This window comes from Paenibacillus sp. MT86, from assembly GCF_058792535.1.
On the sequence record NZ_CM179499.1, the window covers coordinates 3,868,135 to 3,894,227 of the forward strand.

Here is a 26,093-nt window from a genome sequence, read left to right on the forward strand (position 1 = left end):
GCTGCTTAGATATCATTATAGATTCCGCACGAAAGCGCTATCAATTTTAAGTTTTTTACATCCCTTTCACTTTTTTTACTTATTGTGTATTTCGGTATTCCTGCGGGGTTACGCCCATCTTTTTCTTAAAAAACGTCGTGAAATACGACGGGGATTCGAACCCGAGCCGCACGGCAATCTCTTGTAATTTCATGTTCGTATGCTGCATCAGATGAAGCGCCCCTTCCATCTTTTTCGCCTGAATATACTCCAGCAGATTTTGACCTGTCAGCTGCTTGTAGTAGCGCGAAAGATAGGATGGGTTAAAATGCACTTCCTCCGCTATGGCGGTCAACGAAACGTCCCCGGATATATGCTCCAGTATGTATCTGTGAATCCGGTCGATCACATCGAATTTCATGTCATCCTGCCTCAACTGGCTGTTTCCATGTATCATCGCTTCGTGTTCCTTGGCCTTTTCGATATCGGCAACGACCATCTCTTGTCCCAGCGCCGCCCTGCTGTGCAGCATGGTCCGCAAAGCATGAAGCTGCTCTCCCGCCGTGTTCCATTGATGCAGAAGATTGCCCGATATCCCGAAAGAAACCTGAACGCCAAGCAGCTCTTCGCACTCATTTTGCACCTGCTCCAGGATGCCCCTCATATACGACATCATGCCCTGCCAATGAAGCAAGTCCTCCGGCTCAAACCTCCGATAACGGTCCAGAAGCTCCTCGCCCGGCTGCAGCAGCCATACCAGCAAGTCTTCATCCAGTACGGCATGCTCGCAGGCAAACGAGCTGGGCAGGTCGTTGATGAACATCATCTGAACGGCTTGCACCGCATTCTTCGTCTTGGCCTCCGGGGCCATTCCGACCCTTCCAACGAGAAGGAATGCCGGCCGATCTGCGTCGATACCGAACCCCACCTCTTCATAACGGGGCTGCGACAACAGGGAACCCAGGTCTTCCCCCTTCAATGCCTTTTGTATGAGTTCGCGCTTGAGCAGAGGCTCGGCCATTTGAAAATGCATCTTAGCCTTTTCTGCCTGGATTCTGCGTCGGTTCTCTTCATCCAGCCTGGAGGAAGCCTCTTGGACGGCTTGAAAGATCGGATCGATTCCTTCGGTTTTCAGGATGTAGTTATCCACGTTCTTGCGCAGGGCTTCGTGCACATATTCAAACTCGCTGTAACCGGTCAGAAAAATGATTCGGCAGTGCGGCCAATAATACGTAATTTCGTCAATCAGCTGAAGCCCGTTCTTATGGGGCATTCGTATATCGCTGACCAAGATGTCCAGCTTCACTCTCATGGCGATCTCCACCGCTTCCTTGGCGGAATAGGCTTTCCATACATCCAGGTCGTATTGCGTTTGCTCCTGAAAAAGCTGAACCAAGCCGTTCACGATGACGGGCTCGTCGTCCACGATCAACAGTCTGTACATCACGATGCCTCCTCTGATTCATGAATCATAATGATCAAATCCACCTTTAAACCGCCATGGACGCTGCGCGAGACGGATAATCCGCTGCCGGGCCCATACTTGAGCTGAAGCCGGTTGTTCACGTTGACCAATCCGGTCTGCTCCACATGCTTCGAATCCATGGCAAGCTTGCCGCGCAGACGCTGCAGCATCTCATTCGTAAGCAAATTCCCGTTGTCCTCCACCGTGATACGCAGTCTGCCCTCCCGATAATCAGCGCTGACGTACAGCATGCCTTCCTCCATGCCATCCTCGAATGCATGCTCAAACGCATTCTCCACGATCGGCTGAACAATAAGTCTCGGTACGGTGATACCTTGGGGAATGTCCGCAAATTCCCTATGCTCATATGAAATCCGGTTCGAGAAGCGAATGCCCTGTATGTCGCAGTAATCCAGAGCATGCCTGTATTCCGTATAAAAAGGCACTTCGTCGGAGCCGCTTCTCGTGATGTACTGATAATAGCTGCCGAGCTTTTGCGAGAGCTCCGCCGCACTATCCGAATCTCCGACCTTGCACATCATATACACATTAAAAAAGCTGTTATATAAAAAATGCGGGTTAATCTGGGATTGCAGCTGCTTCAGCTGCGAGTGCTGCAGTGCTATTTTTTGTTCATAGTTTTCTTCGATCGACTGTTTAAGCTTCAAGGCCATCCTGTTGAAACCGTTAAACACGTAATGAAACTCATCCTTGGTTCTGGACTCGATCAGGATATTCAAATTATCGGTTTCGATCATATGAAAGGCTTTAACGAGCTTGGACAAAGGCCTGTGGATCATCAGATTGACCGAGAACGAATAGAGCACCATCACAATCACGGCAAGGATAAACAGCGTATAGAACCAGGTAATGAATTGGCTTATGGGGCGGGTAATTTCATTCTGATTCACGTACATGACCAAGGACAGATCCAGCGAGCCGACTTCATTCTGAATGATAAAATAATCTACGCCTCCCAATTCCCCCGTCTCCGGCGCATTTCGATCCGTATCCGGCTTGTCCAGGACATGATTCAAGATCTCTGTTGACTCATCGGCCGCAGGCGCCGTCGTCAAGATGGTGCTGCCTTCTCTACTCCCCAGAAGGACTTCGGATTCCGGATACAGCTTGGCGATTTCGCTTAAAGCCCCGAGCAGCTTGGGCCGGGAAATCTCGATGTATGACCAGACAGCCCCGTTGTTTTCGGTTTCGATCAGAAAGATCCGGTCACCGCTCCTATAGAATGAAGGCTTGGGCATCACCGCCATCATGGACGATATCCGTTCCATTTCCTTGTTCGGGGTATTGGTCACCCCCGTCGTGGTCGAGATCGTTTTCCCGACATCCTTCACGTACACGCCGGCACTCACGACATATTCGCTGGAAACCATCAAGGTTGCCAGCCGATCCCTGACCTGGTCGATGAGCTCCACCTCTTCGTAATCCTCCAGCATGCTGCCTCGGAAACTAAGCTTCTGCAGATCCTTGTCATTTAACAGCTGCAGCTGCAAATTCCGGATAAAATACATTTCTTTATCGAGCTGCGTGGAATAGAAGGACGCACCCGCGGCCGCGGAGTTCAAGATAGACTCCTTGGTGACGGACATTCCCTTATAATTCAACCAAATATTCATCGAGATGAGAGGAAGTAACAATACGATAAATACGATGACGATTTTTTGATAAACAAACCATTTCGATGCTTTGCCCGCAGCCTGAAGTTTCATGCTTTTCCCCCAATTCGTTATCACTCCATCCATTATCATCTAGTATAGGGGGGCCGGCTGACATTACAACGAATTATTTTTACATATTAGGTGCAAACATGACAGTCATGAGTTCCAGGCATAAAAAAAAGCCCCGTAAGGGGCTTTTAAGCTGGTTTATCATTCAGCACAGGGATCGGTGCTGTTATGTGGTCATTTCGCACTGATGATTTCATACTTCGGCTTCACATTGTTAAAATCCGGGTTGGTTCCGCTGACCATTAAGCCCATGCCCCAATCGAAGTGAACATCCGCGGTCGGCACATCCGAAGCATCGCGATATTGGAACAGGATGTTTCGGCGCGTACGCTCGCTCCGGTTCACGTCCGACCCATGGATGGTCAAGTAATTGAAGAACAATACATCGCCTGCCTTGGCCGGACATGGAGTCCCCGAAGATAAAGGATGCTCTTTATGGTTCAAATAGTAAGCGCCGACATGCGGCAATACGCCCTGCTTATGAGAGCCGGGAACAACGCAGAGGCAGCCGTTCTCCATATCGGCGTCGTCGAGATGAACGCTGGCAGCAAGCATCGTGTGATCCCGATGAGGGAAATACGGATAATCCTGATGCATGGGGAATGCGGCCCCGTTAGAAGGCGGCTTAACCAGCATTTTGGAGTGATGCAGCTGCACGTTCGGTCCGATGATCCCGTTCAGCACTTCGGTCATTCGAGGATGGATCGCGGCACGCATGAAAGCGGCATCATGATATTGCACGTCGTGAAATCCTTTCAGAACCAGCTTCTTAAGCTGTTCAGGCGGCAGGAAATCGCCCTGCCATGCATGGTTTTGATCCGATTTGGCGCGTGCCGCCCTTTGGATAATCCCTTCAACGGCCGTTCGCATATCTTCGACTTCCTGTTGATTATAAACGCCTCGGACCAGCAAATACCCATTCTCTTTGTAAAATTGCACATCCTTCTCGTCAATCATCGCCATGCACCCTCTCGATATTTTATGGAATATCTAGTTTAATTATAGTGAGGGCAAGCGGGATCGTATTTGCACGGGAAAGACGACGTTTTGCAAAATTACGCCAGAAGGGAGCTGTTATTGCCTTGTACCATTGGAGCAAAAGCGAGGAACGGCTTAATCGTTTTGCAGGCCGGTTAGAAGGCGAGAGCCTCTCGTTCCTTGTCCATTACTGGGGAACCGTTCGTCATTTGACGGCCAATTCCTTGCATCGGCATTCTTTCGTTGAAATTTGTTATGTAAACGGCGGAACCGGCGTGTATCTCGAAGGCGACAGGACTTACCCCTTATATCCTGGGGTCGCTTTCTGTACACGTCCAGGTCAGCTCCATCAGATCAAGGACGTTCACGATCTGAATCTGTTGTTCGTGGCATATGACGCAATGGAGAAACCATCAGCCACTGATGTTACGGCGGCATATTTGGAAGCGCTTCGTCGATGTACCGTTTGGACCGAGTTTGCCAGCGAATCGCCGGCCATCCAATTATGGAAATCCATGCTGGTTCGTTCGGAAGCCGAAGACTCGCTGCCTGCTTCGCTTCTGCCCAAACTTGCGCATGCGCTGCTCGAATCCTTCCCTGCCCTGTTCGGGGCTGCCCGCAACCTCGATGCGGCTCCGAGCTACTCAACCACGGTGCAGCTTGTCCAAAGGGCAAAACTGTACATTCGAGATAATCTGAGCGGACCGTTATCCTTGCCGGAAGTGGCGACATACCTCAACGTGTCGGAGCGGCAGTTGTCCCGCTTGCTTGCGGGCAGCATCCATGAATCCTTTTCGTCCATGGTTCGCACCGAACGGATCCGGGCAGCCGAGCTTCTGCTGCAGCAAACCCATGATCCCATCAAGCTGATTGCGGAACGAACCGGATTCTCTTCCGTTCATTACTTCACAAGGCTGTTCACCCAATTCAAAGGCATCTCTCCTGCGGCTTATCGTGCCAAATGGTTCTTAGGGACAGATCATTGAGCGAGAGCCGCAGCTCAAGTATATTCCAAACAAACGACGGCCTTGCCCAGCTTCTTCGAATAGAACAAATACAGCGCGTCTGCTCCGTACGCCTGAAAATAATATCCCGTCAACCGGCCGACATAGGTAAAAGTCTCTCCTTCCGGCGTACGCGGCACATGCGACAGATTGGTCTGCTCGAAGCGCAGCCAGTCCTCAAGAGATTCCCCCTCTTCCTGCAGATCCCGCTGTACCTCTTCTGACATAAAGCCAATGTCATCCAGCAGACCATGGATCTCCGGGAAGCTTAATCCCCAGCCCTTCTCCTGCTTTTCCTTGAATTCTTGAATCAGCGCGTCCGCAGATTCCGCAGCACGACCAAAAGACGAGTAAGGGAAAATATGCCCCTTCTCTTCATAGAACCGCTTGCGGGCCATAAAGTCCCGCTCATTGTCGGCGTACGCTTCTGCCAGCGTCTCATGCTCCGGTTCCTGCTCGAGCAAAAAGTAGTTCCAATCCGCTTCAAAGCGGTATTTTCCGTTCACTACATCAAAACCAAGCATATCCTCCTTGGTATACGGCCGGTGTTCGGACGCGGTTTCTTCGCCAACGCTGCCGTCGTATATTTCTTTGACGGACACAAAGTGCAGCCACTGATCCTCGCCCGGAAACAGGCACTTCAGATTCAGGGAAAGAATCGGAAGAAAATGCTTCCTGTACCGCTCCACGTCGCCTTCGAATACATCCTCGTAAGCCGGAAAAGGACGAATATGAGATTCCGATATATTCATAGCTTGCTCACTCCTTCAAATTAGGGGAATCCGCGTAATTGACGTATCGCTTCATTCTCTGTTCGAATACCGCATGATACCGGAAGGTCCGTGGATATCGATCTTCGCGAAGCTTCTCGGACAATACCGATTGACCTTCCTGATAACGGACCGCAAATTCACATTCATCATAGAATTTGCGGGAAAGCCGGCGAAGCTCGTGATCTTCGCCTTGGCTTCGCCAACCCATCTGGATCATATCCAGCTGATCGAACGGGTCGCGATACGTGTCCAGCACGATGCAGGAAGCCGGGCCCTCCGTCTCCTGGAATACCAGAACATGACCGGTGTTCACCGGACTATCGAAATACCGCTCATAGATCTCCTTTACGGGAACCGCTATGCCAAGCCGATCCATCACGGCTTTAAAGTTAGGGTGTACCCTATACTCGTCAGACAGCTCATCCGGATACCATACAAGCTCGGAGATCGAAGCCGTTATATTGAATTCATATTTCATCCCTTGCCGCCTCCTTGCTTGCTGCAGAATCAACGTCCTATTCGTATTCGTGATACCATCTTCCGTTCGTTTAATAGATTCTCTACATACGGGATATTCTACCATATATCAAATCAGAGATAGAATTTCTCGCGCTTAACCGCGATGACTCGGCGTGTTATAATTCGGTTAACATGCTGGAAGGGATGAAATGAATGCTGAAACTGGAAGCGGCTTTAACTAGATTCATAGAACAACAGGACTTGTATAATCGGGGTTTCGGGCTCTTCACCGATCATGAAATACGGCAGCGGTCCGAGGTCCGGCTGCCGCCCGTGGATGACCGTATCACGCTGTCCCCTGAGCTGACCTATCTATATAGCCATTATGAGATGATTGACGCTATGGCCGAAGGAACCCATAAAATGAAAAACGCGGCGGTTGAGATCGGCGAATCGGCTGTCATTTACTTTGTTTCTCCCGAGCATCTGGTCCGGCAGCAAATGGGCTATCGCTGGATTAGCGATAGGGGGGAAACCATAGAATCGAGCAATTGGCCAGCTCATCACGTTGTCATTGCCAATGTGAACGATGATCCGCTGATTGTAGATGTTCAAGCCAGTGGTTCACCCGTATATGCCGCTTTCGAAGGTGGCGAGCCTAAACTGATCGCGAATTCGCTTGCGGATTGCTTTCACGCGCTGTCCATCCTCATTGAAGGCGCTCTGCTTTTTCAAGGTGAAACCAGCGACGAAGAAACTTATGAGACGAAGCCTGATTTTCTCGCCCATGTGATGCCGCCACTGTCGGATCTTTTGGGAAGCGAGCAAATGGATGCCCTGCTGGAATATTTATCGCTTCGATAAACGAAGAGGGCTGCCTGCCAACATAAGCAAAGGACACACCTCATTAAGAGAATGTGTCCTTTGCTTATTAATCAACTGCCCACCGTCCCCCTAGTCTTCACTCTTCTGGCCCATATACCTCAAATTCCCAAATGGAGTATCCGTATATTGTAGCCCGGACTGTTCCGTACATCCGTACATACCGCGCGTCCGCTTCGTCAAAAGTTATCGTCTCAAGACCGCCCTTGCCTGTCGTGGTGCTGTATACATCTCTCCAATTCGCCTCATCGCTTGGATCGTCGGCTACCTGTATCCGGTAGCTCTTCCCATAAGCGGCCTCCCAATAGAGCCTGACTTCGTTTATCGTTCGCGTCTCTCCGAGATCCACATAGATCCAGCCGGGGTCCACGCCCCGCTTCGAACCGAAGCGCGTAGTTAAACTTCCGTCGTTAACGTACGGCGCGGTATCCTCCAATCCATCATTGGACGAAGCCATGGCTGGACGGTGCAGCGCCAAATTGGTTTTTGGCAGAGGTTCCTCATTCTGAACGGGTCTGATCGTGACATCGCCGTAATGCTCTTTGCTCAAGAAGTTCATCTCGTGCAGTGTAGTTGCCGGCAAGCTTGATCCTGGCATATAAACATTCTCGAACATCAGATCCGTAATCTCGGCACCTTCCATACCCTTGATCTTGGCAAAACTTTCACCTGCGTCGCGCACCGTAATATCCTTCACTTTAACGTCTCTGACGGGTCCCACGCCGTTATTGCTTCCATTTACCGTGAACATGGTCATCCATGCGCTATTGTCCTCGTTCTTGCCGCTGATATCTTCGACGTCCATCGATTCGAATGTTACGTCACTCACCGCACCGGTGCCGTATTTATGATGAATGGCGAATCCCACAGCCGCTTTATAAACGACTCCGTTTCGGAATACGATATTGGATTGATCCTGCATGACGCCTTGACCGATCTTATAACCGTAGCATAAGGTCCAAGCGATCGTATCCTCGAATAACACATTGCGAACGGGCTCCGGATTGCCCGGCCATGGCACTTTGCCCGAGGCGATATCGGTATCCTCTTTCCAGGCTTTCGTGGAGAACGGGTCATCCAGCGAAATGCCGATCGCATTTTGTACTACGACGTCTTGGGATTCGCAAATATCGATCCCGTCATTTTCCCCCATCCCCAAACTGTTGAACAGCTTCAGATTTCTGAAGGCAAGATCGTTAGAACGTACCGTGACCACCGCCCAGCCCGATGATTCTCTAATCACGATCCCTTCCATTACAAAATGGGAGGTAGCTATCGGAACAACGAGGTTATTGATCATTCCCTTGCCATTGGTTCCTTTGTCGTCGTGCAGCGCTTGCCCGTTGCCATCGATCGTGCCCCGTCCATAGATCCGGATATTCTCGGATTGAAATGCGGTTGAGATCCACCAGGTAGCCGGTCGTCCCATGGAATCCTTAAACCAGTGCTCGGTGTAATCGCTGGTTCGTCCTGTACCGACCAAGGTGGCTCCCGGCTCCATGTAGAGGGCCGTATTACTTTTTAATACCAAATTGCCGATTTCATAGGTTCCCGCCGGAATGTAGACAATACCCTGCGCACCGTCTCCTCGAGCGGTACCGTAATGACTGGCATCGTCAATCGCCTGCTGAATGGCCCCGGTTCTTACCGAAACTTCGGCCGCTGAAGAACCTGAGGATACAACATGATAAGGAGCGGATGTAATATTGAAAATGCCCTCGCCGGTTGAGGCGGGTGCATCCGTTTCGAGCGGATCCGCCGCGATGACCATACGCGTCTTGCGGTTATTCATCATCACAATCAAATACTCGTCCGATTGGGTCGTGAAAGTGATGGTTCGTCCTTCAATCTTATCGGCTTGGATGCCCAGCTTCTTGGGACTTATGGAGTATTCGTGTACCTTGTCCGTATTCAGGATCGTTAACTCGTAAGTGACAGGACCGTCGGACATGGAAAAATGCGCATAGTCATAATCGCTGAACCCCTTCACCACCGGGACGGGTACTCCGTTCGCTTTGAGCGTATAATTGACGGAGCTTTCATACCTTTCCGATGGCTCGTAGGCTACGATTGTAGCTGGAGTAAATGCAGCCCCTCCCTCCGATGCTTCCGCTTGTAGATTCACGGATGGTGCCAGCAAGGCAGCAGCAAGCGTAAATCCAAGTGCCGCACGAAACCATGTTTTGACGAATGACATTACATATTGCCTCCTTTTCGTTCGTTTTTCAAAAACCCTTTCATACCTGTCTGCTTCCATATGGCGCCTCTTCATTATAGACTTCATGGATAGGACGATTAATGAGGGTAATTCCACAAAAAGGGCAGATCCTATATGCTAATTCATTCGGGACGTACCCTCTCCGGTTTCATATTCTGGGGAACCAAGCTTGGAACATGTGACAAACCGTAACGAACGAAAGCATAGCGGTTTTGATAGATCGGGCTGTCCTGATCAAGGTCCTTATCCGTCCATCCGGGTTTATTCTTAAAGCTGTCCGGGCCGACCTTAAGGGGTTCCCCTTTCACATGATGGTGCGGACCTAGCAAGTTTCTGCAGCTTCCGATTAACTCTAGTTCAATCAGGTTCTCTCCTGAAATGAGATATTCAGAGATATCAACTTCGTACGGCTCCCATAAGAAAGTGTGGATTTCTTGTCCGTTTATGGTTAATCGCGTGACAATTGCATTCGGCCTAGCGTCAAACCGCCACAGCCATTTAGCACGGTTATCCAGACAGATGGAAACCGTCTGCGCCAGGCGGAGGCTTCCTGCGAAGAACGGCAAGCCCTGACTGACCAAATCTTCTGCCAGCGAACATTCGTGCGGACGTTCGGAAAGAATGAACGGGCCGTCCGAAAAAAGGACACCATCCCCTCCATCAACAAACGGCGATTCCGAGGTTACCGCAAAATCTCCTATGATATACACGCTCTCGAGCTCCGAATCAAACGTAAGCTTATTTGCCTCAGATTCAAATTGATTGGCACGCTTTATAGCCGTATACGTTTCGGGCGAGTTCCAAAAATTGAGCGCAAGCCTGATGGTATTTCGTCCGTGCTGAAGGCAGCCTGTAATATCTAATTTTTTGAAAGCAACGTCTCTCCACCAGCCACAACTATGGGATGCTACTTCGTTTCCGTTCACCTGGATTTTCGTTTTCTCCGGATTCTCTAAGACAAGATACAATTCCCGTTTCATCAAGGGATCAAATGCAACGGCAACCTCGAATTCCAATTCGATTTGCACCGGTGCTCCGATCTTCAGCAGCTCTTCCTGGATAAAAATAAGGGGCCGTGGTTTTGACCACTCGCCTTGTTCCACCCGATACCTGCACGTATCCAGCGTTAAACTGTTCTTATCGATATAATCGATTCTCCACCGCTCACCCAATGGTAGAATCTGCCCTTCGGCATGCTGTTCTGTTACCGTAACAGAATCGTTTAGCTCCTCATGATCCGGGACAACCCGAATCATATAGGATTGAGCTGGATGCAGCGTCAAGTTCAACCGAATGCCGTCGGGCATTGCTTTATGGTTCAGCGGCTCGATCGCGCCGCTCTCCAAATGAATAAGAAAAGGCGAACCCTTTCGATGAATAGTCACCACCGTATCCGGATAGCGCTCTTCTCCGGAATTCACCAGGTAATAAAGATAAGAGCCGTCCAGCTCAAGTGTCTGAACGTTAACCATGTCCGAGATAATGGGATTCCCGATTCCGTCAGTTACAGAAATGGGAGGTGAAACCGTATCCGTAAGCATCTTCACCAAAGATAATCGACTCATATCAGGTTTCATTGCAGCGTCTACGACACGCATGATGTCCTCGCAACGTTCCCCATTGATCAAGTAAGGGTAAGGTTCAAAAGCGATCAATGTTCCTCCTTGAAGGATAAACTGATGCAGCAATTTCACGGTTACCTTATTTAAGGTAACACAAGGAGGGATGACAACGACCCGATAACCGACCTCTCCTACAATGAATCGTCCGCCTGCTACCTTACCATGACGTTCCATGATTCCCTCGCTGCCGTAATCATGCTCGATGAACGATTGACACATCCAACGGGACAACTGGGCAAACGCTTGATGGTAAGGCTCTATCCTGCATGAGTCCGAGCCCGCTTGCTCCACCCAAGCAGTCCGAATAGGATGCATCAGGAGTACCTCGGCCTGTCGCTCTCCCTCCATAAGCAGCATGGACAAACGGGCAAAATAATCGTTAAACCGGTGATAGTGCTCCCACCAAGGCTGCTGATAGAACAAGGATGGCGGATAGTCCCTTTTGCGCAGCCCTCTTAAGGAATAGGCCTGCAAGTGCTGACACATGAGATTCATGCCGTGAACGAATTGCCACTCCCCAATCCGCTTTAGATCCTGAAAGCTGATATTCCATCCGGTGCAGCCATAGCTCTCGGTGATGGCTTGTTTTTTACCGAGTTGACGCACAACGGAGCTGACTTGTTTGGGAACAAGCGGCTCTTCGCTAACGGATCGGCCGAGCCAGTCGCAACCGGGAATTTGAAGGTACTCATAGAAGAGCAACGGATCGCCTACTGAAGTCGCTTGGCTCATAAGCGTCTGCTCGTCCACGACATGTCCGGCGGAAGACCACCCCCGCTCCCCGCACCACGCTCCGATCTGCTTGGCGTAGGCTTCCGTGAACATCGTGGTAACACACGCCCAATAATCGTATCTTGTCCTGCGACAATTCTTCGTCTCCAGAAACAGTGACGGAAGTGCTTCCAACAAGCAATACCCAAACCGGGTTTCAAAGGCTTCTTCCAGCTCCAGCGACCACGGAAAATCCCCCCGTCCAAACTGCGGTTCATCCGTGAATATTCCTTTGAGCACAGTGCCGTATTCATTGCCGAAATGTGCCCAGTAAGCTTCATAGATGGTCGTAATGAACGCCTTCACGGCCTGTTTGCTTAGCGTGTCGATATAGTACGGATTGACCTCGTAATATACACGAAAGTCAGGACTGCAAGGATCATCCGGAGTGAGTAACAGCAGCTCTTCACCGCTCTGAACATAATAGGCTAACGTCACGTTTTCTCCGTCCGTAAACGGAGCCCATTCATAAGCCAGCCGCTTCTGCTGATAAGCAGGGCCAAGCGCAGGCACCTTACCGTCGGCGAAACCGCTGGGCCAGCCGTTTTCGTCATACAGCCATACCTCAAGCCCGAGCTCCTGGCTTTTTTCGATGCAGGCCTGGATGGCCTCCATCCATTCCTCACCCATGTACGGTACCGTAAGTCCCCCGCGGGCATGTATGAAAAAACCGCCGATGCCAGCCCCGTGCATTTCTTCGATCTGCCGTAAGAGTTCGTTCTTATTCAGATCGTCGTTCCAGGACCAAAACGGCACCGTTCGATAACGGGTTGGAGGATGCTGCAGAAGGTTCCATACCGTCATTTTCTTATCCCACCTCGCTCTAATCGTTGAGACATAATTGGATCAATTCATCAATATGTGCCGTAGCCAAACATTCCACCGCGTCCGCTGCACCGTAATAAATTTTAACCTCGCCATCCTCTTCAAGTATCATGCCGCCAGGGAAGATCACGTTGTTCCGAAAGCCTCCTTCGGTCTCGTAACTAACCTCTGGCGTCAGCAAGGGCTCCTTATACATACCGATGATTTTTTTGGGGTTATCCAAATCCAGCATCATCAATCCGGCGGTATAACGTTTTTTCCAGGAGGGTTCCCACCCGTTCTTGCCTCTTGCAGGATCAAGATCCACCGCATGAAAAGACGTAAGCCAGCCAAACTTCGTCTTTATTGGAGGAGCCGCGGGACCAATCTTGTCATTGGCAAACGCGACGTCTTCGACAGCGAGCAGCAAACCGGAATTTCCCCAGTACTTCAGGTCCGGCGATTCCGATATCCACATATCAAACCGATCGACTCCCCCTCGGCTGTACACCGTGAATGGCCGCTCCAGCCGTACATAGTTGCCGCCAATCTTCTCGGGAAACAGCACCATGTTGCGCAAATCCGGCGTTGATAGACTCAATATTTCAAAGCTCACAAAATCGTCAGTAACCGCTACGCCTCCGCGAATGCCATGCTGCGTGTCCACAGCAAAACACATGTAACATCGACCATCGATAACGGTGAGCCGAGGGTCATACGCCCGAATGATCTCTTGGTCATGCAGCTTAAAGCACGGCTTTGGCTGCACCTCCCAATGAACTCCGTCATCGCTAAAGGCGACGCCAAGGTCGGTGGTATGATGGGGCTCGAGCGTCCGGCGTTCTACACTTCCGTAGTCGTTACGAAACACCATCACGTATTTCCCGTTGAATTTGGTCACACCGGCATTAAATACAAGCGCTGTCGGATATGGAACGCGGGACGCATCCAGAATCGGGTTATCCGGATGACGCCGAATCACGGAACTTGAGATGAGATTTCCGATATGAAGTGAGTTCATGGCAAAAAGCCTCCTGTTATGGTAAGTTGCCGCTAACCCTTTAAAGAGCCGGCGGTCATTTGCATAAAAGATTTGTTGGCAAAAATATAAGCGATAAGAATCGGGAGTATGGAAAGGCAAGCTCCGGCCATCATGAAGTGAGTCTGGGAAGCGGCAGCAACACCGTACTTCAGATTGGCAAGGCCCACGGTCAACGTCTGCAGCTCCGGTTTGCTGAGCGTAAACACAAACGGGAGCAGATACTCATTCCATGCCCCGCGAAAAGCAAACAGAGCACACACGCCAAGCCCGGGCGTCAGCAAGGGAATGATGATTCGCCAGAACGTTCTGCCCGGCGAGCAACCGTCGATGCGCGCGGCTTCATCCAACTCTCTGGGGATCCCGTTCATAAAGCTGAGCAGGATGAAGAATGCTGAAGCATGGGCGCTGATTAATATCAGGATTACGCCCCACAGCGAGTTATGAAGATGAAGGCGAATCATGAGGTCGAATTGAGGACGCAGCACCACGGCGCCGATGGCGACAAACATCGTAAATGCCTGGAGACCGACGTATAGCTTTTTACCGATAAAGTCCATCCGATTCACGACGTAAGCCGCCATGGAAGCCACCAATAACGTTCCGATGGTCGCGGCTCCGGCAACGAACAGGCTGTTCAGCGTGTACGTTGAGAAATTCGCTTGCTCCCAAGCTTCGATATAGTTGGAGAACTGCCAATCAGCCGGCAGAAATGTGGCTCCCGCCGTAAGTTCGGCATTGGTTTTGAAGGAACCGAGCAAGGTAATCACGACGGGAAACAGCGTTAAAAATGCGACGACGATCAGAAACGCCCACAGTATAGTATTCCATGCGATTCTCATGAACGTTTCCCCCTTATTCGTTATGACTCATGCGTTTCGAGCCATAGAAGTACAGTATCGTAATGACGCCGACAATCACGGCCGTAACAAAAGCTACCGCGCTGCCATAGCCGAACTCCTGGATTTGCGTGGATGCCGTGGAGCCTGCCGGAGGGAAGAACAATTTATATACGTATAGGAACATGACATTGGTTTTTCCGATCGGACCGCCATCGGTCATGACCATGATGCTCTCATAACCTTTTAGGGCATTGATAATGGCCAACATGATGATCATTTGCATCACGGGTCCAAGCATAGGGATGGTAATGTATCGGAATTGCTGAAATTTGCTTGCCCCGTCCAATGCAGAGCTCTCATAAACATCCTCGGGAATGTTTTGGAGCCCCGCCAGAAAGAGTAGCATGTAATTGCCAATCGCCCCCCATACGGCCACGAGAATGACGGTCAGCATGGCATAATCCACGCCCAGCCAATCGATGGCATTTCCGATGATTTGATATTTCAGCAGAAACTGATTGAGAATGCCATTATAGGAGTTAAAGATCGTAAAAAATACGACCGCCATTACGGCGGTGCTTATGATCGTCGGCATAAAGAAAATCGCTCTGAGCAAATTTCTGCCTTTGATCCTCCAGTTCAGAATAACGGCCAAGATCAGGGCAAGCGGTATCGAGAGCAGGAGTTTGCCTCCGGCGTATATGAACGTGTTGGCTACGGATTCCCAGAACTGATGATCCTTCACGACACGTTCGAAATTGGCCAATCCTACGAATCGTTCGGCGCCAAATCCTTTATAATCGTAAAACATATACCTCATCGCCCACATGATCGGGTAAATGCCAAGAACCATGGTCAGAATAAAGCTCGGCAACAGAAAGCTGTATGAAAAAGCAACACTCTTCGCTTTATTCATATCCTCTCAACTCCTTGCGGTCTCTTTAGAATTTAAGAAAGGATGGGGCATGCCCCATCCCCTGTGACACTTTCTATTTAGCGTATTGTCCGGCAAGATCCAGCGGATTAAAATCTGCCATCGGCTCCGCCTTCACTTCCCCGCTCGCAATGGCAGCATCCAAGGCGGCATTATAGCGGGTATTCAAATCGTCGATGATGGAATCCAGATCGCCTCCGCTGAGGATGTATTTGAAGAAGGCGTCGTCCGACTTCATTCCTTGTACCGGCACGGTCGGATAGACCGGCCAAACACCGTCGTATTGATTAGGCAGGAACCCGTCGATCCCTTTCACTTCAGGCTTCGCGGCAACAGCGCTAACCGAAGGAACCATCGATATGCCGAATCCCTTCTCTTGGTACTGTTGGAGGATCGACTCATCGTACATGTACGTTAGGAACTTCCATGCGGCTTCCTTGTGCTCCGACTCCGAGCTAATGGCCAGCCACTGACCGCCAAGGAAACCGGAAGCGCCATTGAATTGACCGTCTATGGAAGGAACGGGTGCCGCAGCCCATTCGATTTTGGCCGGGAATTGGGATTGGTAGACTCCCGCCTCAGCGGAAAAAGATAAGTACATGCCGATTTTTCCCTCAGCGAATTGAGCACGCAATGGATCGATATCAAGCGATTCGACACCCGGCAGCATGCTTCCGTCGTCCTTGATTTGCTTGAACGCCTCCATGATCGGCTTAAAGCCGCTAAAGTCATATCGGGCCGTCTTAAAATCATAGCCAAAGCCTCCGAAACCGCTTACCTCTGCGATGACGCGCGCAGAACGCCCTAACGCACTGGAAGGATTTTTGAAATTCTGGGCGAATCCATAGGCTCCGCTTGCCTTTCCTGCCTCCGTTATTTTCTTGGCGGTTTCGACCAGCTCATCCAAAGTGGTTGGCGGCTGCTCAATGCCAGCTTTGGCAAAAAGCTCTTTATTGTAAATCAGTCGCATGGTCGTGCCGTAGTTCGGCAGACTGTAGCGTTTTCCCTCAAAGCTGTTCAGATCCTCCATCAATGGAAACTTTTCCTTCATTTCATCCGTCAGAAACTCGTCGATCGGTGCAAGAAACCCTTTTTTATAGAAGGTCTGGATGGTGTTCTCTTTCACGCGGATGATATCCGGTGGCTCTGAAGTCTGGAAGGACATATCCAGTGCTTGATCGAAATCGTCACCTTTGATGACCAGTTCCACCTCGATGTTATCCTTGTTCGTCTTGTTGAATGTATCGATGGTCTCTTTGACAAACTCGGAATCATGGCGATCTCCGGTCCAATAGGTGATTTTTGTCTTGTCATTGGATCCGGCTTCCGCCCCTTGATCTGTGGACGTCGAGCTGCCGCAAGCTGCCAGACTTCCAGAAAGCATCAGGCATATCGCGGACATGAAGAATCTCTTGCTTATTTTCATCCGTGTTACCTCCCTTTTTATCTACGGAACCTCTTTCTTTCTCTCTCATTATAAAGGGCCCCTCTCACTCGCATAATGCGGGTAACCACACATCGAGGGCAGGTTTCCCCATGAATCCGTTCTTCACAAAACAAGCCTTGCATCCAGAATTACGGGAAACAAGGCTGTATTCTATAGGATGATCCTCAATCCAAATCCATAGGAGTGCTGAGCTTCCCCGTACTATACAGCTTGAACTCGGACGGGGTCATGTTAGTATGCTTCTTGAAGATTTCGCTAAAATAACGGCGATGCTCGTATCCAAGCTTCTGTGCGATCTCCTGTACCTGATAATCATCGATCAGCATTTCTTTGGCTTTTTCCATTCGCTGATGGATCACGAATTGTTGGAAGGAGATATTCAGCACTTTTTTGAACAGATTCGAGAAATACCCTGGACTGATATTAAACTGCTTCGCACATGTATCCAACGATAAGTTCGTATGTAGATGCGCACATATATAATCCTTTGCCTGATAGATTAATTTGGTTGATTCGTCCGAGCGCTCCTGCTCGACCCAAGAGCAAGCTTCAAGGCATATCCCTTTTACCGTATCCCGCATGATCTGGAATGAACCATGGCCGGAACTCTTCACCGTGTTCCATTGTCCTTCAAGCCTCTTCACCCGCTCGTGAGGGAACAGCTCCGACATGACTCTGCAGATCTTGGATGACAGCTCATAACATAAGTTTTCAACATGCTGCGGCTTGGGCAGCGGGTCACGCTGCAGCAAGTCATTAAATATCTGCTCCAGAATCAGCTGGCATTTTTCCCTGTGCCCGGATCGTAAGGCAAACAGAAACTCTTGTTCCGTCGAAGCCGTATAATTCAAGAGGGTCTTCTCTTCGGCAGAAGTGCCGGAATAACTGCTTACACCATTGCCGTCTGTATAAAAATGATAATCCAGCGCATTCAGAGCCTGCTGATAGGAATCGGGCAGCTCATCGATTGAATGAACGCACATGCCGATCCCGATGGAAATAGTCGAATGCGTAAATTGAAAAATGTTCAGCCGGCAAGCCTCCGATATTTGCTCCGCCATCCCCATATCCTCGCAATTGATCAGGCAGATCAAGCGGTTCAATGCCTCGCTGAAGACGACGCCATGGGTAACCCCTCCAATCGTTTCCTCCAAAATATTGCGCAAACTGAACCTGATTAGCTCCACTTCACGTGCTGGCTGCTCCTTATATTTGTCCATGAAACGGTCCACTTCCACGATAAAGAGATTGAATCGCCGTGGCTCAAGCTTGATGCCAAGTGCTTGCCATTGCTGATATGCCGCTTCCGGATTCGTACGGTGATGGATCAGCAATGACAAGTATTCCTGCTGCAGGACCGGCAAGCTTTTGATCTTGTTCTGCTTGAGTTCCAAGACCTTGCTTTGCTCCTGCAATTCTTCCAGGTACGCAGCCTTTGCCTTCAAAACGACCTGGATGATTTCGTCAATCGAGAACGGTTTCTTCACAAAATCAAAGGCTCCCAAGCGGATGGCCTGTCTCGTGAACGAGAAATCGGTGTATGCGCTGAGAATGACAATCTTCGTGTAAGGAGAACTTTCGAGAATTTCCTGCGTCATGGCCAACCCATCCTTCTTCGGCATCCGGATGTCCGTTAGGACAATATCGGGTTTCGTCTCTTTCACGAGGCGGATGCCTTCCTCGCCATCCAGTGCCGTGCCAACGACTTCGATATGATGATCCTTCCAAGGCGGCTTCCGTGCGATCATGTCGACCACGCTTCGAATATCATCAATGATGCATAACTTAATCACGGGTAATCCATTCGTCATGATTCAACGTCCCCTTCTCTAATCGGCATCCATATTTCCGTTCTTGATCCTTTGCCGGGAAGACTGGTCAGCTTGATTCCGGCATCTTCACCATAAAAGAGACTAAGCCGGTTCACGATATTATTCAAGGCATAACCCTTCTTGGAGACCCGCGGCTCCAGCATCCCCTTCATGACGTTATCCGCATCCATGCCGATTCCGTTATCCTCAATGATCAGATATAACAGCTGGCCCTGCCTGCAAACGTGCAAGTGGATTTGACCTCCTGAGCCGATGTCCCTAAACCCGTGCTGAATACTGTTTTCCACGATCGGCTGCAATAGAATTTTGGGCATCAGGCAAGTTAACAACGAATCGTCGGTCACGGTAACTTCAAACTCAAACAGCCCCTCATAACATTTTTGCTGCAGGAGACAATACTGCTCCACATGCAGAAGCTCATCCTCCAGCGTGTTCCAGTCCTTGCCTCCGCTCAGCCCTAACTGGAACATCTGGGACAAGGACAATATCATCTCATTGACCTCATCGTTCTCGCCAAGCACCGATTTGCAGTAGATCGTATTCAGGGTGTTGTATAAAAAATGCGGCTCCATCTGCGCGGTTAAAGCCCGCATCTCCGCCTTACGTTTCCCGGATTCACTCAGCCTTACATCATCGATGAGCCGATTGATTTCGTCCAGCATGCGGTTAAATTGATAACCCACCTGCGCAACTTCGTCGGTAGACCGGCTGGCAAAACGGACGTTCAATCGGTTGTCCTCAACCTCCCGCATGAGCCGCTGCAGTTTATATAACGGGTTGAGCAGGATTGCCGTCAATTTGGTGGACAGCAGCCAGGTAAGAAGCAGAAAGAACAGCATGATATAAAAGGTGGTTCGCTTGACTCCGTTCATTTGCTCCAGCAGCTTATCCTTCTGCTGAATGCCGAACAGGCTCCAGTCTTTGACCACGGCGGATCGGGTGTAATTCACCAGGTAATCGGTTTCGTCAAAATGATGAAAAAAAGAACCTTGGTTACCTTCCGATACTTTGTACAGGAATGGTTTATCTTTCATGAGATTATGGCTGGACGACCAGGCGGTCCGAATGACTTCCTCGCCTTTCGAATCAATGACAAAATAATCGCTGTCATCATTCGAAGAATGCTGGTTGACCATGCCGATCAACCCGCTCTCGTTCACGTTCACCACGATGAATACGTTGGTGTTGGAAACGTTCTCCTGCGTTCCCTTGGTAACAAAGGAAAGCGTTCGGCTGTTCCCGGTAAAAAATTTGTCGGTGTGCCCCTTAACCCAGATCCCCCCATAATTCTCCTTCACGTCGTAATACATGCTGGATTCATAAAAGGACTGGGTCTGGGAACGACGCTGCGATACTGGATAAAAATCCCCGATCGGGGTAGCAATGAGTATGCTTTCGATCAGTGGCTCGTTAAAGGTAACCTGTGAAAACACATACTGAAGCTCGGACAAATGCACGTAATAATTCGAGATGTCGTTGCTCTGCACATCCAGCATCATTTCCTTAAAGGCGTAGCTGAACATTAGGGAACGAACCGAATTGGAGATCCCGGCCAATTTGTCGTCCAGAATCTGAGTCGTTTTGTTCACGGTCTCTTGTCTGGATTCGAAAGCGTTCTTCTGAAGCTCTTTGGAGGCGATCCAATAGGTTGTCATGCCTACCGCTCCAATTGCAAGCGTTATCATAATGATGAAGGATAAGCGAACTCTTTGTTTAAACGTGATCCCGTAAACCCACTTGCTGAACTTTCCGGTAAAATGCTCGTGTCTTTGTCGTTTAATCAATACTCGATCAACCTCTCCTGAAATGACAAGAAGTCCTGCCATGTCGTAACTAATCTGTTGCGGTCATTTTACAATAAAATATCATTTTCGCAATAGGAGATTCCATATCCCGCCCCTGCACATTCTACTTTTATCGTTCCATTCGCCAGATAAGGTAAGGGAAAGTTATGCTAACTTATTGGTGCGATGATTGGTTTATGCTACCATTTAGTAAGGCAAATCTGACATTCTATAATAATCGAATACAATAGACAAGGAGAATCACATGCCGGGAACGATCACATTAATCCGTTATAACGGAACCGAAAAACACGCTTTGGCCGAATCCAAAGCCTATGCAACCCGCAGCCAAGTCAATGAACGGCCGCAAATCATGCTGTGGTTTGAAACGGAAACCGAGACCGAACCGCTTCAGGATTTCCCGGATTCGGATGAGCTGCTGAACAATCCGGACGCGGAACTTACGATTTACCTGGATACGCTAAAACTGAATGAGTTTGCACCACTGGAATTTGCGCTTGCCCGGGGCTACAACGAGAACTCCAGAAGCCTGGATGCAAGACTCTATTATTTTGAGAACCAGGAGGTAAATGATAACCGGGGACGCATTGAGTATAGGGGACATGGCGTATTTAACGTATACTGGACTGGAACGACGTTGGACGTCAATTATTATGATGGCAGTAAGCCGGATACCCGACTGGAATTGGAAGGCGAGTTTACGATGGAGAAATACGTGGAATGGTTATAAAGAAGAATACATAATCTGCAGCAAGACCCTTCAACCTCGTAGAGCCAACCTTCGTAGTCATGGCTCTACGGGTTGCATCCGTATCCACATTACATAGGTTTCTTGAGCCTTAAACGCCAAACTGTTTCAAGTGATGGTCCAGATGCTTGTATAATCCCCTCCCCCATTGCTCCGAGGTCAGTTTACCGAAGAAAGGATGAGGATGCGTGGTACATTTCTCGGGTCCGTGCTTTTGGAATGCTATCAATTTTTCTTTCAATTGTTCTCTTTCCGTTTCAAATTCTCTTGGATCCGCAATCAAAATATCCGGAATAGTCGACATGTTGCGAGGTAACGGTTTTTCATTATAAAACACGGGCTTCGCGAAATTCCCTACCAACCTACCTAGCCAGCCTCTTGGCGGGTTTGTGATGCCGATGGCGATGTCTTGGAACGCGGAGCAGTGAGACAGCATTTGGGCAGCATCCATTTTTCCCCATAACGGTTGTGATTGAGGGCTTAATGCGTCGATTCGGTTTAATATTTGGGTCATATCGAAATGATTGAACATATTATTCATGATTGCCTCTCCCTATAATGAAATCCATGTCTAAACACCTGATTATATGATAGCTGACCCATCTACGGGACATTTCTTTTGGATTGCTTTTTTGTTTTAATATTTCAATAAGAGAATGAATATCATCCAACCTGTGAAGAAAAGTGAAACTGCAGCCAATAGGATTGAAACTTGATGGCGCCTGGTTTCGCGTATGTATTTCCACTCCATATATCCGCGAAAGCAGAAGATTAGGGATAATAAGAATGGCCATATGGGATAAGGTCTGCTTCTATCCATCGTCCATACAAGAATGAGTATCGGAATTAATAAAGCCCATGAGCCCAGAAGATACCATTTATACACCGGTGTGTCACGCATCTCTTCTTCGCCTACATCAATGATCTTCCTTAGGACCCATTGTCCAACTATAATAACAAGGACTATAAATGAGTATAATCCCTCCATTTACCATCCTCCTTTAGGTGGAATAAAATGCAAGTGCTTTCTACAACCATCTCATAAAAAAACCTTTAGAAACCTTCACATGTCTTTCGCTGGCCCAAATCTCCAGCTGCCTGATTCCCTCCACCTGATCCTCCGTGAACGTTAAACATAACTTTAGAGGTACGATTGCACGCCCTTTCGGCTTGATTCCGATCACCGGTTTCCTGTCCTGGTTGATCAGTAAACATGCCACGGAATCTGCGTTCATTTCTTTTCCGTTTATTATGATCCCGTCTTGATGCATTTTCATCACGCCTGGTTTCATCAGGCAGGTTCTGTAGAAGGAGATGATGAATACGGTGGAACAAAAAACTAACCACACTATACAGGCATAATAAAAGAAATCCCTTTCTCCCTGTTCCAACATGATATTTCCAAGAAGAATAACGATTAAGAGCAGCATGGAAACCATTAATCTAATGCCAGACGGTGCCGAAACGCTAAACATCCTGTTATTGTTCATATAATCTCCTATCATCGAATAAGGTTGATTCTGTATTCACTTAAAGTATATGCTCATTATACCTGCACTCACAAAATATGGTAACCTGATTTGCAATATTGCAATAATTCCAATAAAAAAAGCCCCCATTTTAGCGGCAGCTCATATCAGTGCTATGTATCCACATCATTTTATTAAAAAGCATTTAGAAATTACATGATCAACACCTCATATTCTAAAAACAATAAAATACTTACTTACCGTTCAAATCTCCTGCAGCCAAATGATTCGCTTCCACCGGTTTGCTCAGCCAATGCTCGTCGGTTTGAACATGATTCTTGCGGACATACTTGGCAGCGCTATGCTTAAAATCGTCATATGCAAATGCGGAAGCAAGCCTAACCACATAACCTTCCTGTTCACCGCCGCAGCAAGATCGCTTCGTATAACAAGCCTTGGCAGCCTCCTCGTCCCAGATTCCCCGGTACAACACAGGAACCGTAACCAGCCCCAGACGTTCCGCCCATTCCTCCGTCTCATCCCATGACAGGCACTCATTCAACTCATTCCACAGGGAGAACAGCATGAAGTAGGACGGCAGCGCCGAATACGAAAGCGAATGTTTGGCATAGACGTTTTCCCCGCAGAGACGATATCCCTCCGGAATCAAATACTTGATGCCCCCATGCAGCGTCTTGACATAATGACGGGAAGGATGATCCTTGCTGTCCAGGGATCTGGCGTGAATGAAATCGGGGTACATGGTGGTGTTCTCCCCATCCATTTTCTCGGTAATGACGACCTCCTGCCCCTTAAAATGGTCGGTATTCCGCAAAATCTTATCGTCGTCGGTATAACCTCTGGACCAGGGCAGATGCATCGTTCTGGGGTATTTCATTTTCATCGTTGTTCACCTCTCTTACTTGCCGAACGTATCGGCCTCTGCGAAGAAATACAGCTGAGCCAGCAAATCCTCGCCTAACAAATGATAAATCTTGGATGCGCCGGCATCGCCTCCATGCAATATTTCCATATGGAAGCTGACAAGTTGGACGACATGAAGCACAAATTCATCCTCATACCCAAGGTCTTTTAAGGCATGACATGCCATGATGGCCGATACATGCTCGTGCCCATAATAGGAATAGTATCCTCGAGCCTGCTTCCATACTTTGCAAAACGGCTTGCCCGCGTCATGGAACAGAGCCGCAAATTGCATAGCCAGCAGATGATCGCCTTCACCTTCATAGCAATTTTGGATGTATTCCAGCACGGCAAACGTATGCTCCGACAACGTTCTCGAATGGAACGGATTCTCTTGATCAAATCCCAGCATCGTTTGAAAATAGGGGGATTGCGATAAGTAACCGAACAACTCATCGTGATCCGGCCTGCGCGTTAGCAGCTGTTCCAAATCCTCTCTTGCCAGCTGAGTTTCACAAGCCTCATGAACGAGATGCAGATCGACAAACCCTTCCCCCATGACCGGGAATTCAAGATTCTTGGCATACTTGGTCATGATCTTCTCATCCAGCCGGCGTTTTCGTCTCTTAACTCTATCCAGGGCCACTTCATAAGGAGTCGTGCAGATATGGCACTCCACCCGTCGATCGCCATACCGTTTCAGAAATTTCAGTCTTCGTTCCCGGCTGACATTCGTTGCGTCGAATACGACGTTTCGATCCGACTTCAGCGCATCTTCGATTTCGGCGAAAGCCTCGTCAAATACCATATACGTATTTTTCTGTTTGGATTCGCTGCCAAACAATCTTTCGCGTATCGCGTCCGTCGCAACCAGCACGGCCCGCTCGCTTTTGCACAATTGTTTGGCATAATAGCTTTTCCCGCTGCCGGGTATCCCGACCAGCATATGAATCGTACTCATGAAATTCACCTCCTTTCGCGACTAGCTTAGCATGGTGTCTTGGTTTAAACGAAATCCTTCCCTCCAAATAATGTACCACGCTTGCACTTTGCTTGAGTAAGCAAAGAATATGTATATTCAACTTTTACATACCGAACAAAAAAGCCGATTGCCTGCAGAAAGTGCATCCGCAGACAATCAGCCTTTATGTCGTATCTACTTGCCCGATCTCGCTTTCGGAGCAGGAGCGGTCGTATCCCGCTCCACCAGCTTAACAGGGATCAGCGCCCTGCCCGGTGTCGGTTTCCCTCTCTCCAGCCAGTTTACGACATGCTCGGCCGCTTGGCGGCCGATCTCGTAAAAGTTCTGCTCGACGGTAGTGAGAGGGATCATCACATGCTCCGTGACCGGATTATTATCAAAGCCAATGATCGAGATATCGTCCGGAATGCGGATCCCCCTCTCCAAACAGAGGTTTAGCAGGTTGGCGGCGATCAGATCATTTTCCGTCTGAACGGCCGTCACCCCCTCCGTCTTGTACGAGTCCAGCAGCTCGTTATAAAATTGCTCCACGCCGACCTTCTCCCGGTAACCCTTCATGTTCAGCCTGATATAACGACTGTCAAGGGGAAGCCCATGGTCCTTTAGCGCTTGGCAGTATCCGAAATACCGGTCGCGCACCGACGAAGTGGATTCAATGCTGACCGCGGTCAGAAACGCAATCTTTCGGTGTCCAAGCTCTATCAATCGGGATACAGCTTGATAAGAGCCGCTCCAATTATCCGAAACGACCGCCCCGAGCGGGAGGCTGTCAAAATATTTATCGATGGTCACGATCGGATAATCTTCAAGGCACAGCCGATGCAGGATATCGTAGTTCGTATGATCGTTCCGCGGGTACAATATAATGGCTGCAATGCCCTTTCGGGTCAGCATCTCCAGGAGATCGCGCTCCTTCTGGGAGTCATAATCGCTCTGATGAATGCTTAAATAGTAGCCGTTCGCGTTCAGCCAGTCCGAAGCGCCGCGAATATACCCCATCGTGCCGCGGTCGTCTTCGGAAGGCAGGATCAGCGATATCATTTTTTCCGTTCCAACCGATCGCTGCTCCTGCCCCCGCTGCCGGGGTTTGACAAAGCTGCCGCTTCCTTTGACGCGGTAGATGAACCCGTCCCGCTCCAGCTCCTCGAGCGCTCTTCTTGTTGTAATGCGGCTCACGCCGAAGGCCGTACTCAGCTCGGCCTCGGTAGGAAGCTGGGCCTCGGAAGGGTACAGGCCGGATGAAATTTTCGATTTTAGCTCGTCCATCATCACGCGGTACAGCGGTTTATTGTCTTTGGTCAACTTGGTTCTCATCCCATCTTTATCTATTTTCCGGTTTGATCTAGTCCAACTAAAATTATAGCGTTTGCA

22 protein-coding genes are annotated in these 26,093 nt (G+C 49.2%); 3 read left to right on the forward strand and 19 right to left on the reverse strand.

Annotated features, from left to right (window positions below; genetic code table 11):
• Nucleotides 1-79: 79 nt before the first annotated feature.
• From AC3RCL_RS17075 to AC3RCL_RS17085, 3 genes are all read right to left on the reverse strand, one after another.
• Entirely contained in the window at nt 80-1,423 is a 1,344-nt protein-coding gene (locus AC3RCL_RS17075; protein ID WP_492530913.1) for a response regulator, read from the reverse strand.
• The gene (locus tag AC3RCL_RS17080) at nt 1,423-3,171 is read right to left on the reverse strand and encodes a histidine kinase (RefSeq protein WP_492530915.1); all 1,749 of its coding nucleotides are present in this window, start codon (nt 3,169-3,171) and stop codon (nt 1,423-1,425) included. Before AC3RCL_RS17080 ends, AC3RCL_RS17075 begins: the two co-directional genes overlap by 1 nt.
• Nucleotides 3,172-3,363: 192 nt before the next feature.
• On the reverse strand, nt 3,364-4,146 hold the full coding sequence (locus AC3RCL_RS17085) for a phytanoyl-CoA dioxygenase family protein (RefSeq protein WP_015735002.1): 783 nt from the start codon (nt 4,144-4,146) through the stop codon (nt 3,364-3,366).
• Nucleotides 4,147-4,271: 125 nt separating this feature from the next.
• On the opposite strand from AC3RCL_RS17085, the gene AC3RCL_RS17090 reads away from it, so the two are divergent.
• Nucleotides 4,272-5,153 carry a helix-turn-helix domain-containing protein gene (locus tag AC3RCL_RS17090; RefSeq protein WP_340966299.1) on the forward strand — a complete coding sequence of 294 codons (882 nt, stop codon included), beginning with the start codon at nt 4,272-4,274 and terminating at the stop codon, nt 5,151-5,153.
• A 14-nt stretch (nt 5,154-5,167) separates the two neighbouring features.
• On the opposite strand, the gene AC3RCL_RS17095 is transcribed toward AC3RCL_RS17090, so the two are convergent.
• Both AC3RCL_RS17095 and AC3RCL_RS17100 read right to left on the reverse strand, forming a co-directional pair.
• The gene (locus AC3RCL_RS17095; RefSeq protein ID WP_340966297.1) at nt 5,168-5,923 is read right to left on the reverse strand and encodes a siderophore biosynthesis protein; all 756 of its coding nucleotides are present in this window, start codon (nt 5,921-5,923) and stop codon (nt 5,168-5,170) included.
• A gap of 7 nt (nt 5,924-5,930) precedes the next feature.
• Nucleotides 5,931-6,422, reverse strand: coding sequence for a hypothetical protein (locus tag AC3RCL_RS17100; protein WP_492530918.1), 492 nt, complete (start codon nt 6,420-6,422; stop codon nt 5,931-5,933).
• A gap of 194 nt (nt 6,423-6,616) precedes the next feature.
• Here AC3RCL_RS17100 and AC3RCL_RS17105 point away from each other — a divergent pair, with 194 nt between their 5' ends.
• Nucleotides 6,617-7,267 (forward strand): hypothetical protein, encoded by a 651-nt coding sequence (locus AC3RCL_RS17105; RefSeq protein WP_015734998.1) that lies wholly within the window; start codon nt 6,617-6,619, stop codon nt 7,265-7,267.
• Between the two features lie 97 nt (nt 7,268-7,364).
• On the opposite strand, the gene AC3RCL_RS17110 is transcribed toward AC3RCL_RS17105, so the two are convergent.
• The 8 genes from AC3RCL_RS17110 to AC3RCL_RS17145 all read right to left on the reverse strand — a co-directional run bounded on the left by AC3RCL_RS17110 (nt 7,365) and on the right by AC3RCL_RS17145 (nt 20,578).
• On the reverse strand, nt 7,365-9,482 hold the full coding sequence (locus tag AC3RCL_RS17110) for a galactose-binding domain-containing protein (protein ID WP_492530921.1): 2,118 nt from the start codon (nt 9,480-9,482) through the stop codon (nt 7,365-7,367).
• A gap of 143 nt (nt 9,483-9,625) precedes the next feature.
• The gene (locus AC3RCL_RS17115) at nt 9,626-12,700 is read right to left on the reverse strand and encodes a glycosyl hydrolase (RefSeq protein ID WP_492530923.1); all 3,075 of its coding nucleotides are present in this window, start codon (nt 12,698-12,700) and stop codon (nt 9,626-9,628) included.
• A gap of 19 nt (nt 12,701-12,719) precedes the next feature.
• On the reverse strand, nt 12,720-13,721 hold the full coding sequence (locus AC3RCL_RS17120; protein WP_015734995.1) for a glycoside hydrolase family 130 protein: 1,002 nt from the start codon (nt 13,719-13,721) through the stop codon (nt 12,720-12,722).
• Nucleotides 13,722-13,753: 32 nt separating this feature from the next.
• Nucleotides 13,754-14,581, reverse strand: a complete 828-nt coding sequence (locus AC3RCL_RS17125) for a carbohydrate ABC transporter permease (protein WP_015734994.1) — start codon at nt 14,579-14,581, stop codon at nt 13,754-13,756.
• 13 nt (nt 14,582-14,594) lie between these two features.
• Complete coding sequence (locus AC3RCL_RS17130; RefSeq protein ID WP_015734993.1) at nt 14,595-15,497, reverse strand: carbohydrate ABC transporter permease; 903 nt, start codon at nt 15,495-15,497, stop codon at nt 14,595-14,597.
• Between the two features lie 73 nt (nt 15,498-15,570).
• The gene (locus AC3RCL_RS17135) at nt 15,571-16,941 is read right to left on the reverse strand and encodes an ABC transporter substrate-binding protein (protein WP_015734992.1); all 1,371 of its coding nucleotides are present in this window, start codon (nt 16,939-16,941) and stop codon (nt 15,571-15,573) included.
• Between the two features lie 185 nt (nt 16,942-17,126).
• Entirely contained in the window at nt 17,127-18,773 is a 1,647-nt protein-coding gene (locus AC3RCL_RS17140) for a response regulator (protein ID WP_492530927.1), read from the reverse strand.
• The gene (locus AC3RCL_RS17145; RefSeq protein ID WP_036663348.1) at nt 18,770-20,578 is read right to left on the reverse strand and encodes a sensor histidine kinase; all 1,809 of its coding nucleotides are present in this window, start codon (nt 20,576-20,578) and stop codon (nt 18,770-18,772) included. Before AC3RCL_RS17145 ends, AC3RCL_RS17140 begins: the two co-directional genes overlap by 4 nt.
• A 265-nt stretch (nt 20,579-20,843) precedes the next feature.
• On the opposite strand from AC3RCL_RS17145, the gene AC3RCL_RS17150 reads away from it, so the two are divergent.
• On the forward strand, nt 20,844-21,329 hold the full coding sequence (locus AC3RCL_RS17150; protein WP_492530930.1) for a hypothetical protein: 486 nt from the start codon (nt 20,844-20,846) through the stop codon (nt 21,327-21,329).
• 109 nt (nt 21,330-21,438) lie between these two features.
• Here AC3RCL_RS17150 and AC3RCL_RS17155 read toward each other — a convergent pair whose 3' ends face one another.
• The 6 genes from AC3RCL_RS17155 to AC3RCL_RS17180 all read right to left on the reverse strand — a co-directional run bounded on the left by AC3RCL_RS17155 (nt 21,439) and on the right by AC3RCL_RS17180 (nt 26,024).
• Nucleotides 21,439-21,888, reverse strand: coding sequence for a DUF1569 domain-containing protein (locus AC3RCL_RS17155; protein ID WP_492530932.1), 450 nt, complete (start codon nt 21,886-21,888; stop codon nt 21,439-21,441).
• 96 nt (nt 21,889-21,984) lie between these two features.
• Complete coding sequence (locus AC3RCL_RS17160; protein ID WP_015734987.1) at nt 21,985-22,335, reverse strand: DUF4181 domain-containing protein; 351 nt, start codon at nt 22,333-22,335, stop codon at nt 21,985-21,987.
• A gap of 40 nt (nt 22,336-22,375) precedes the next feature.
• Complete coding sequence (locus AC3RCL_RS17165) at nt 22,376-22,837, reverse strand: hypothetical protein (protein WP_492530934.1); 462 nt, start codon at nt 22,835-22,837, stop codon at nt 22,376-22,378.
• A gap of 232 nt (nt 22,838-23,069) precedes the next feature.
• Nucleotides 23,070-23,720 (reverse strand): RNA ligase family protein, encoded by a 651-nt coding sequence (locus AC3RCL_RS17170; protein WP_340966279.1) that lies wholly within the window; start codon nt 23,718-23,720, stop codon nt 23,070-23,072.
• 15 nt (nt 23,721-23,735) lie between these two features.
• The gene (locus AC3RCL_RS17175; RefSeq protein WP_492530936.1) at nt 23,736-24,701 is read right to left on the reverse strand and encodes an AAA family ATPase; all 966 of its coding nucleotides are present in this window, start codon (nt 24,699-24,701) and stop codon (nt 23,736-23,738) included.
• A gap of 195 nt (nt 24,702-24,896) precedes the next feature.
• Nucleotides 24,897-26,024, reverse strand: a complete 1,128-nt coding sequence (locus AC3RCL_RS17180) for a GntR family transcriptional regulator (protein WP_009590558.1) — start codon at nt 26,022-26,024, stop codon at nt 24,897-24,899.
• Nucleotides 26,025-26,093 lie beyond the last annotated feature (69 nt).

Coding starts and splice junctions, on each gene's coding strand:
- AC3RCL_RS17175 (WP_492530936.1), bottom strand. CDS start 24,701: ATGAGTACGATTCATATGCTGGTCGGGATACCCGGCAGCGGGAAAAGC.
- AC3RCL_RS17085 (WP_015735002.1), bottom strand. CDS start 4,146: ATGATTGACGAGAAGGATGTGCAATTTTACAAAGAGAATGGGTATTTG.
- AC3RCL_RS17160 (WP_015734987.1), bottom strand. CDS start 22,335: ATGGAGGGATTATACTCATTTATAGTCCTTGTTATTATAGTTGGACAA.
- AC3RCL_RS17080 (WP_492530915.1), bottom strand. CDS start 3,171: ATGAAACTTCAGGCTGCGGGCAAAGCATCGAAATGGTTTGTTTATCAA.
- AC3RCL_RS17105 (WP_015734998.1), top strand. CDS start 6,617: ATGCTGAAACTGGAAGCGGCTTTAACTAGATTCATAGAACAACAGGAC.
- AC3RCL_RS17075 (WP_492530913.1), bottom strand. CDS start 1,423: ATGTACAGACTGTTGATCGTGGACGACGAGCCCGTCATCGTGAACGGC.
- AC3RCL_RS17150 (WP_492530930.1), top strand. CDS start 20,844: ATGCCGGGAACGATCACATTAATCCGTTATAACGGAACCGAAAAACAC.
- AC3RCL_RS17125 (WP_015734994.1), bottom strand. CDS start 14,581: ATGAGAATCGCATGGAATACTATACTGTGGGCGTTTCTGATCGTCGTC.
- AC3RCL_RS17100 (WP_492530918.1), bottom strand. CDS start 6,422: ATGAAATATGAATTCAATATAACGGCTTCGATCTCCGAGCTTGTATGG.
- AC3RCL_RS17140 (WP_492530927.1), bottom strand. CDS start 18,773: ATGACGAATGGATTACCCGTGATTAAGTTATGCATCATTGATGATATT.
- AC3RCL_RS17115 (WP_492530923.1), bottom strand. CDS start 12,700: ATGACGGTATGGAACCTTCTGCAGCATCCTCCAACCCGTTATCGAACG.
- AC3RCL_RS17155 (WP_492530932.1), bottom strand. CDS start 21,888: ATGAATAATATGTTCAATCATTTCGATATGACCCAAATATTAAACCGA.
- AC3RCL_RS17110 (WP_492530921.1), bottom strand. CDS start 9,482: ATGTCATTCGTCAAAACATGGTTTCGTGCGGCACTTGGATTTACGCTT.
- AC3RCL_RS17135 (WP_015734992.1), bottom strand. CDS start 16,941: ATGAAAATAAGCAAGAGATTCTTCATGTCCGCGATATGCCTGATGCTT.
- AC3RCL_RS17165 (WP_492530934.1), bottom strand. CDS start 22,837: ATGAACAATAACAGGATGTTTAGCGTTTCGGCACCGTCTGGCATTAGA.
- AC3RCL_RS17170 (WP_340966279.1), bottom strand. CDS start 23,720: ATGAAAATGAAATACCCCAGAACGATGCATCTGCCCTGGTCCAGAGGT.
- AC3RCL_RS17095 (WP_340966297.1), bottom strand. CDS start 5,923: ATGAATATATCGGAATCTCATATTCGTCCTTTTCCGGCTTACGAGGAT.
- AC3RCL_RS17120 (WP_015734995.1), bottom strand. CDS start 13,721: ATGAACTCACTTCATATCGGAAATCTCATCTCAAGTTCCGTGATTCGG.
- AC3RCL_RS17130 (WP_015734993.1), bottom strand. CDS start 15,497: ATGAATAAAGCGAAGAGTGTTGCTTTTTCATACAGCTTTCTGTTGCCG.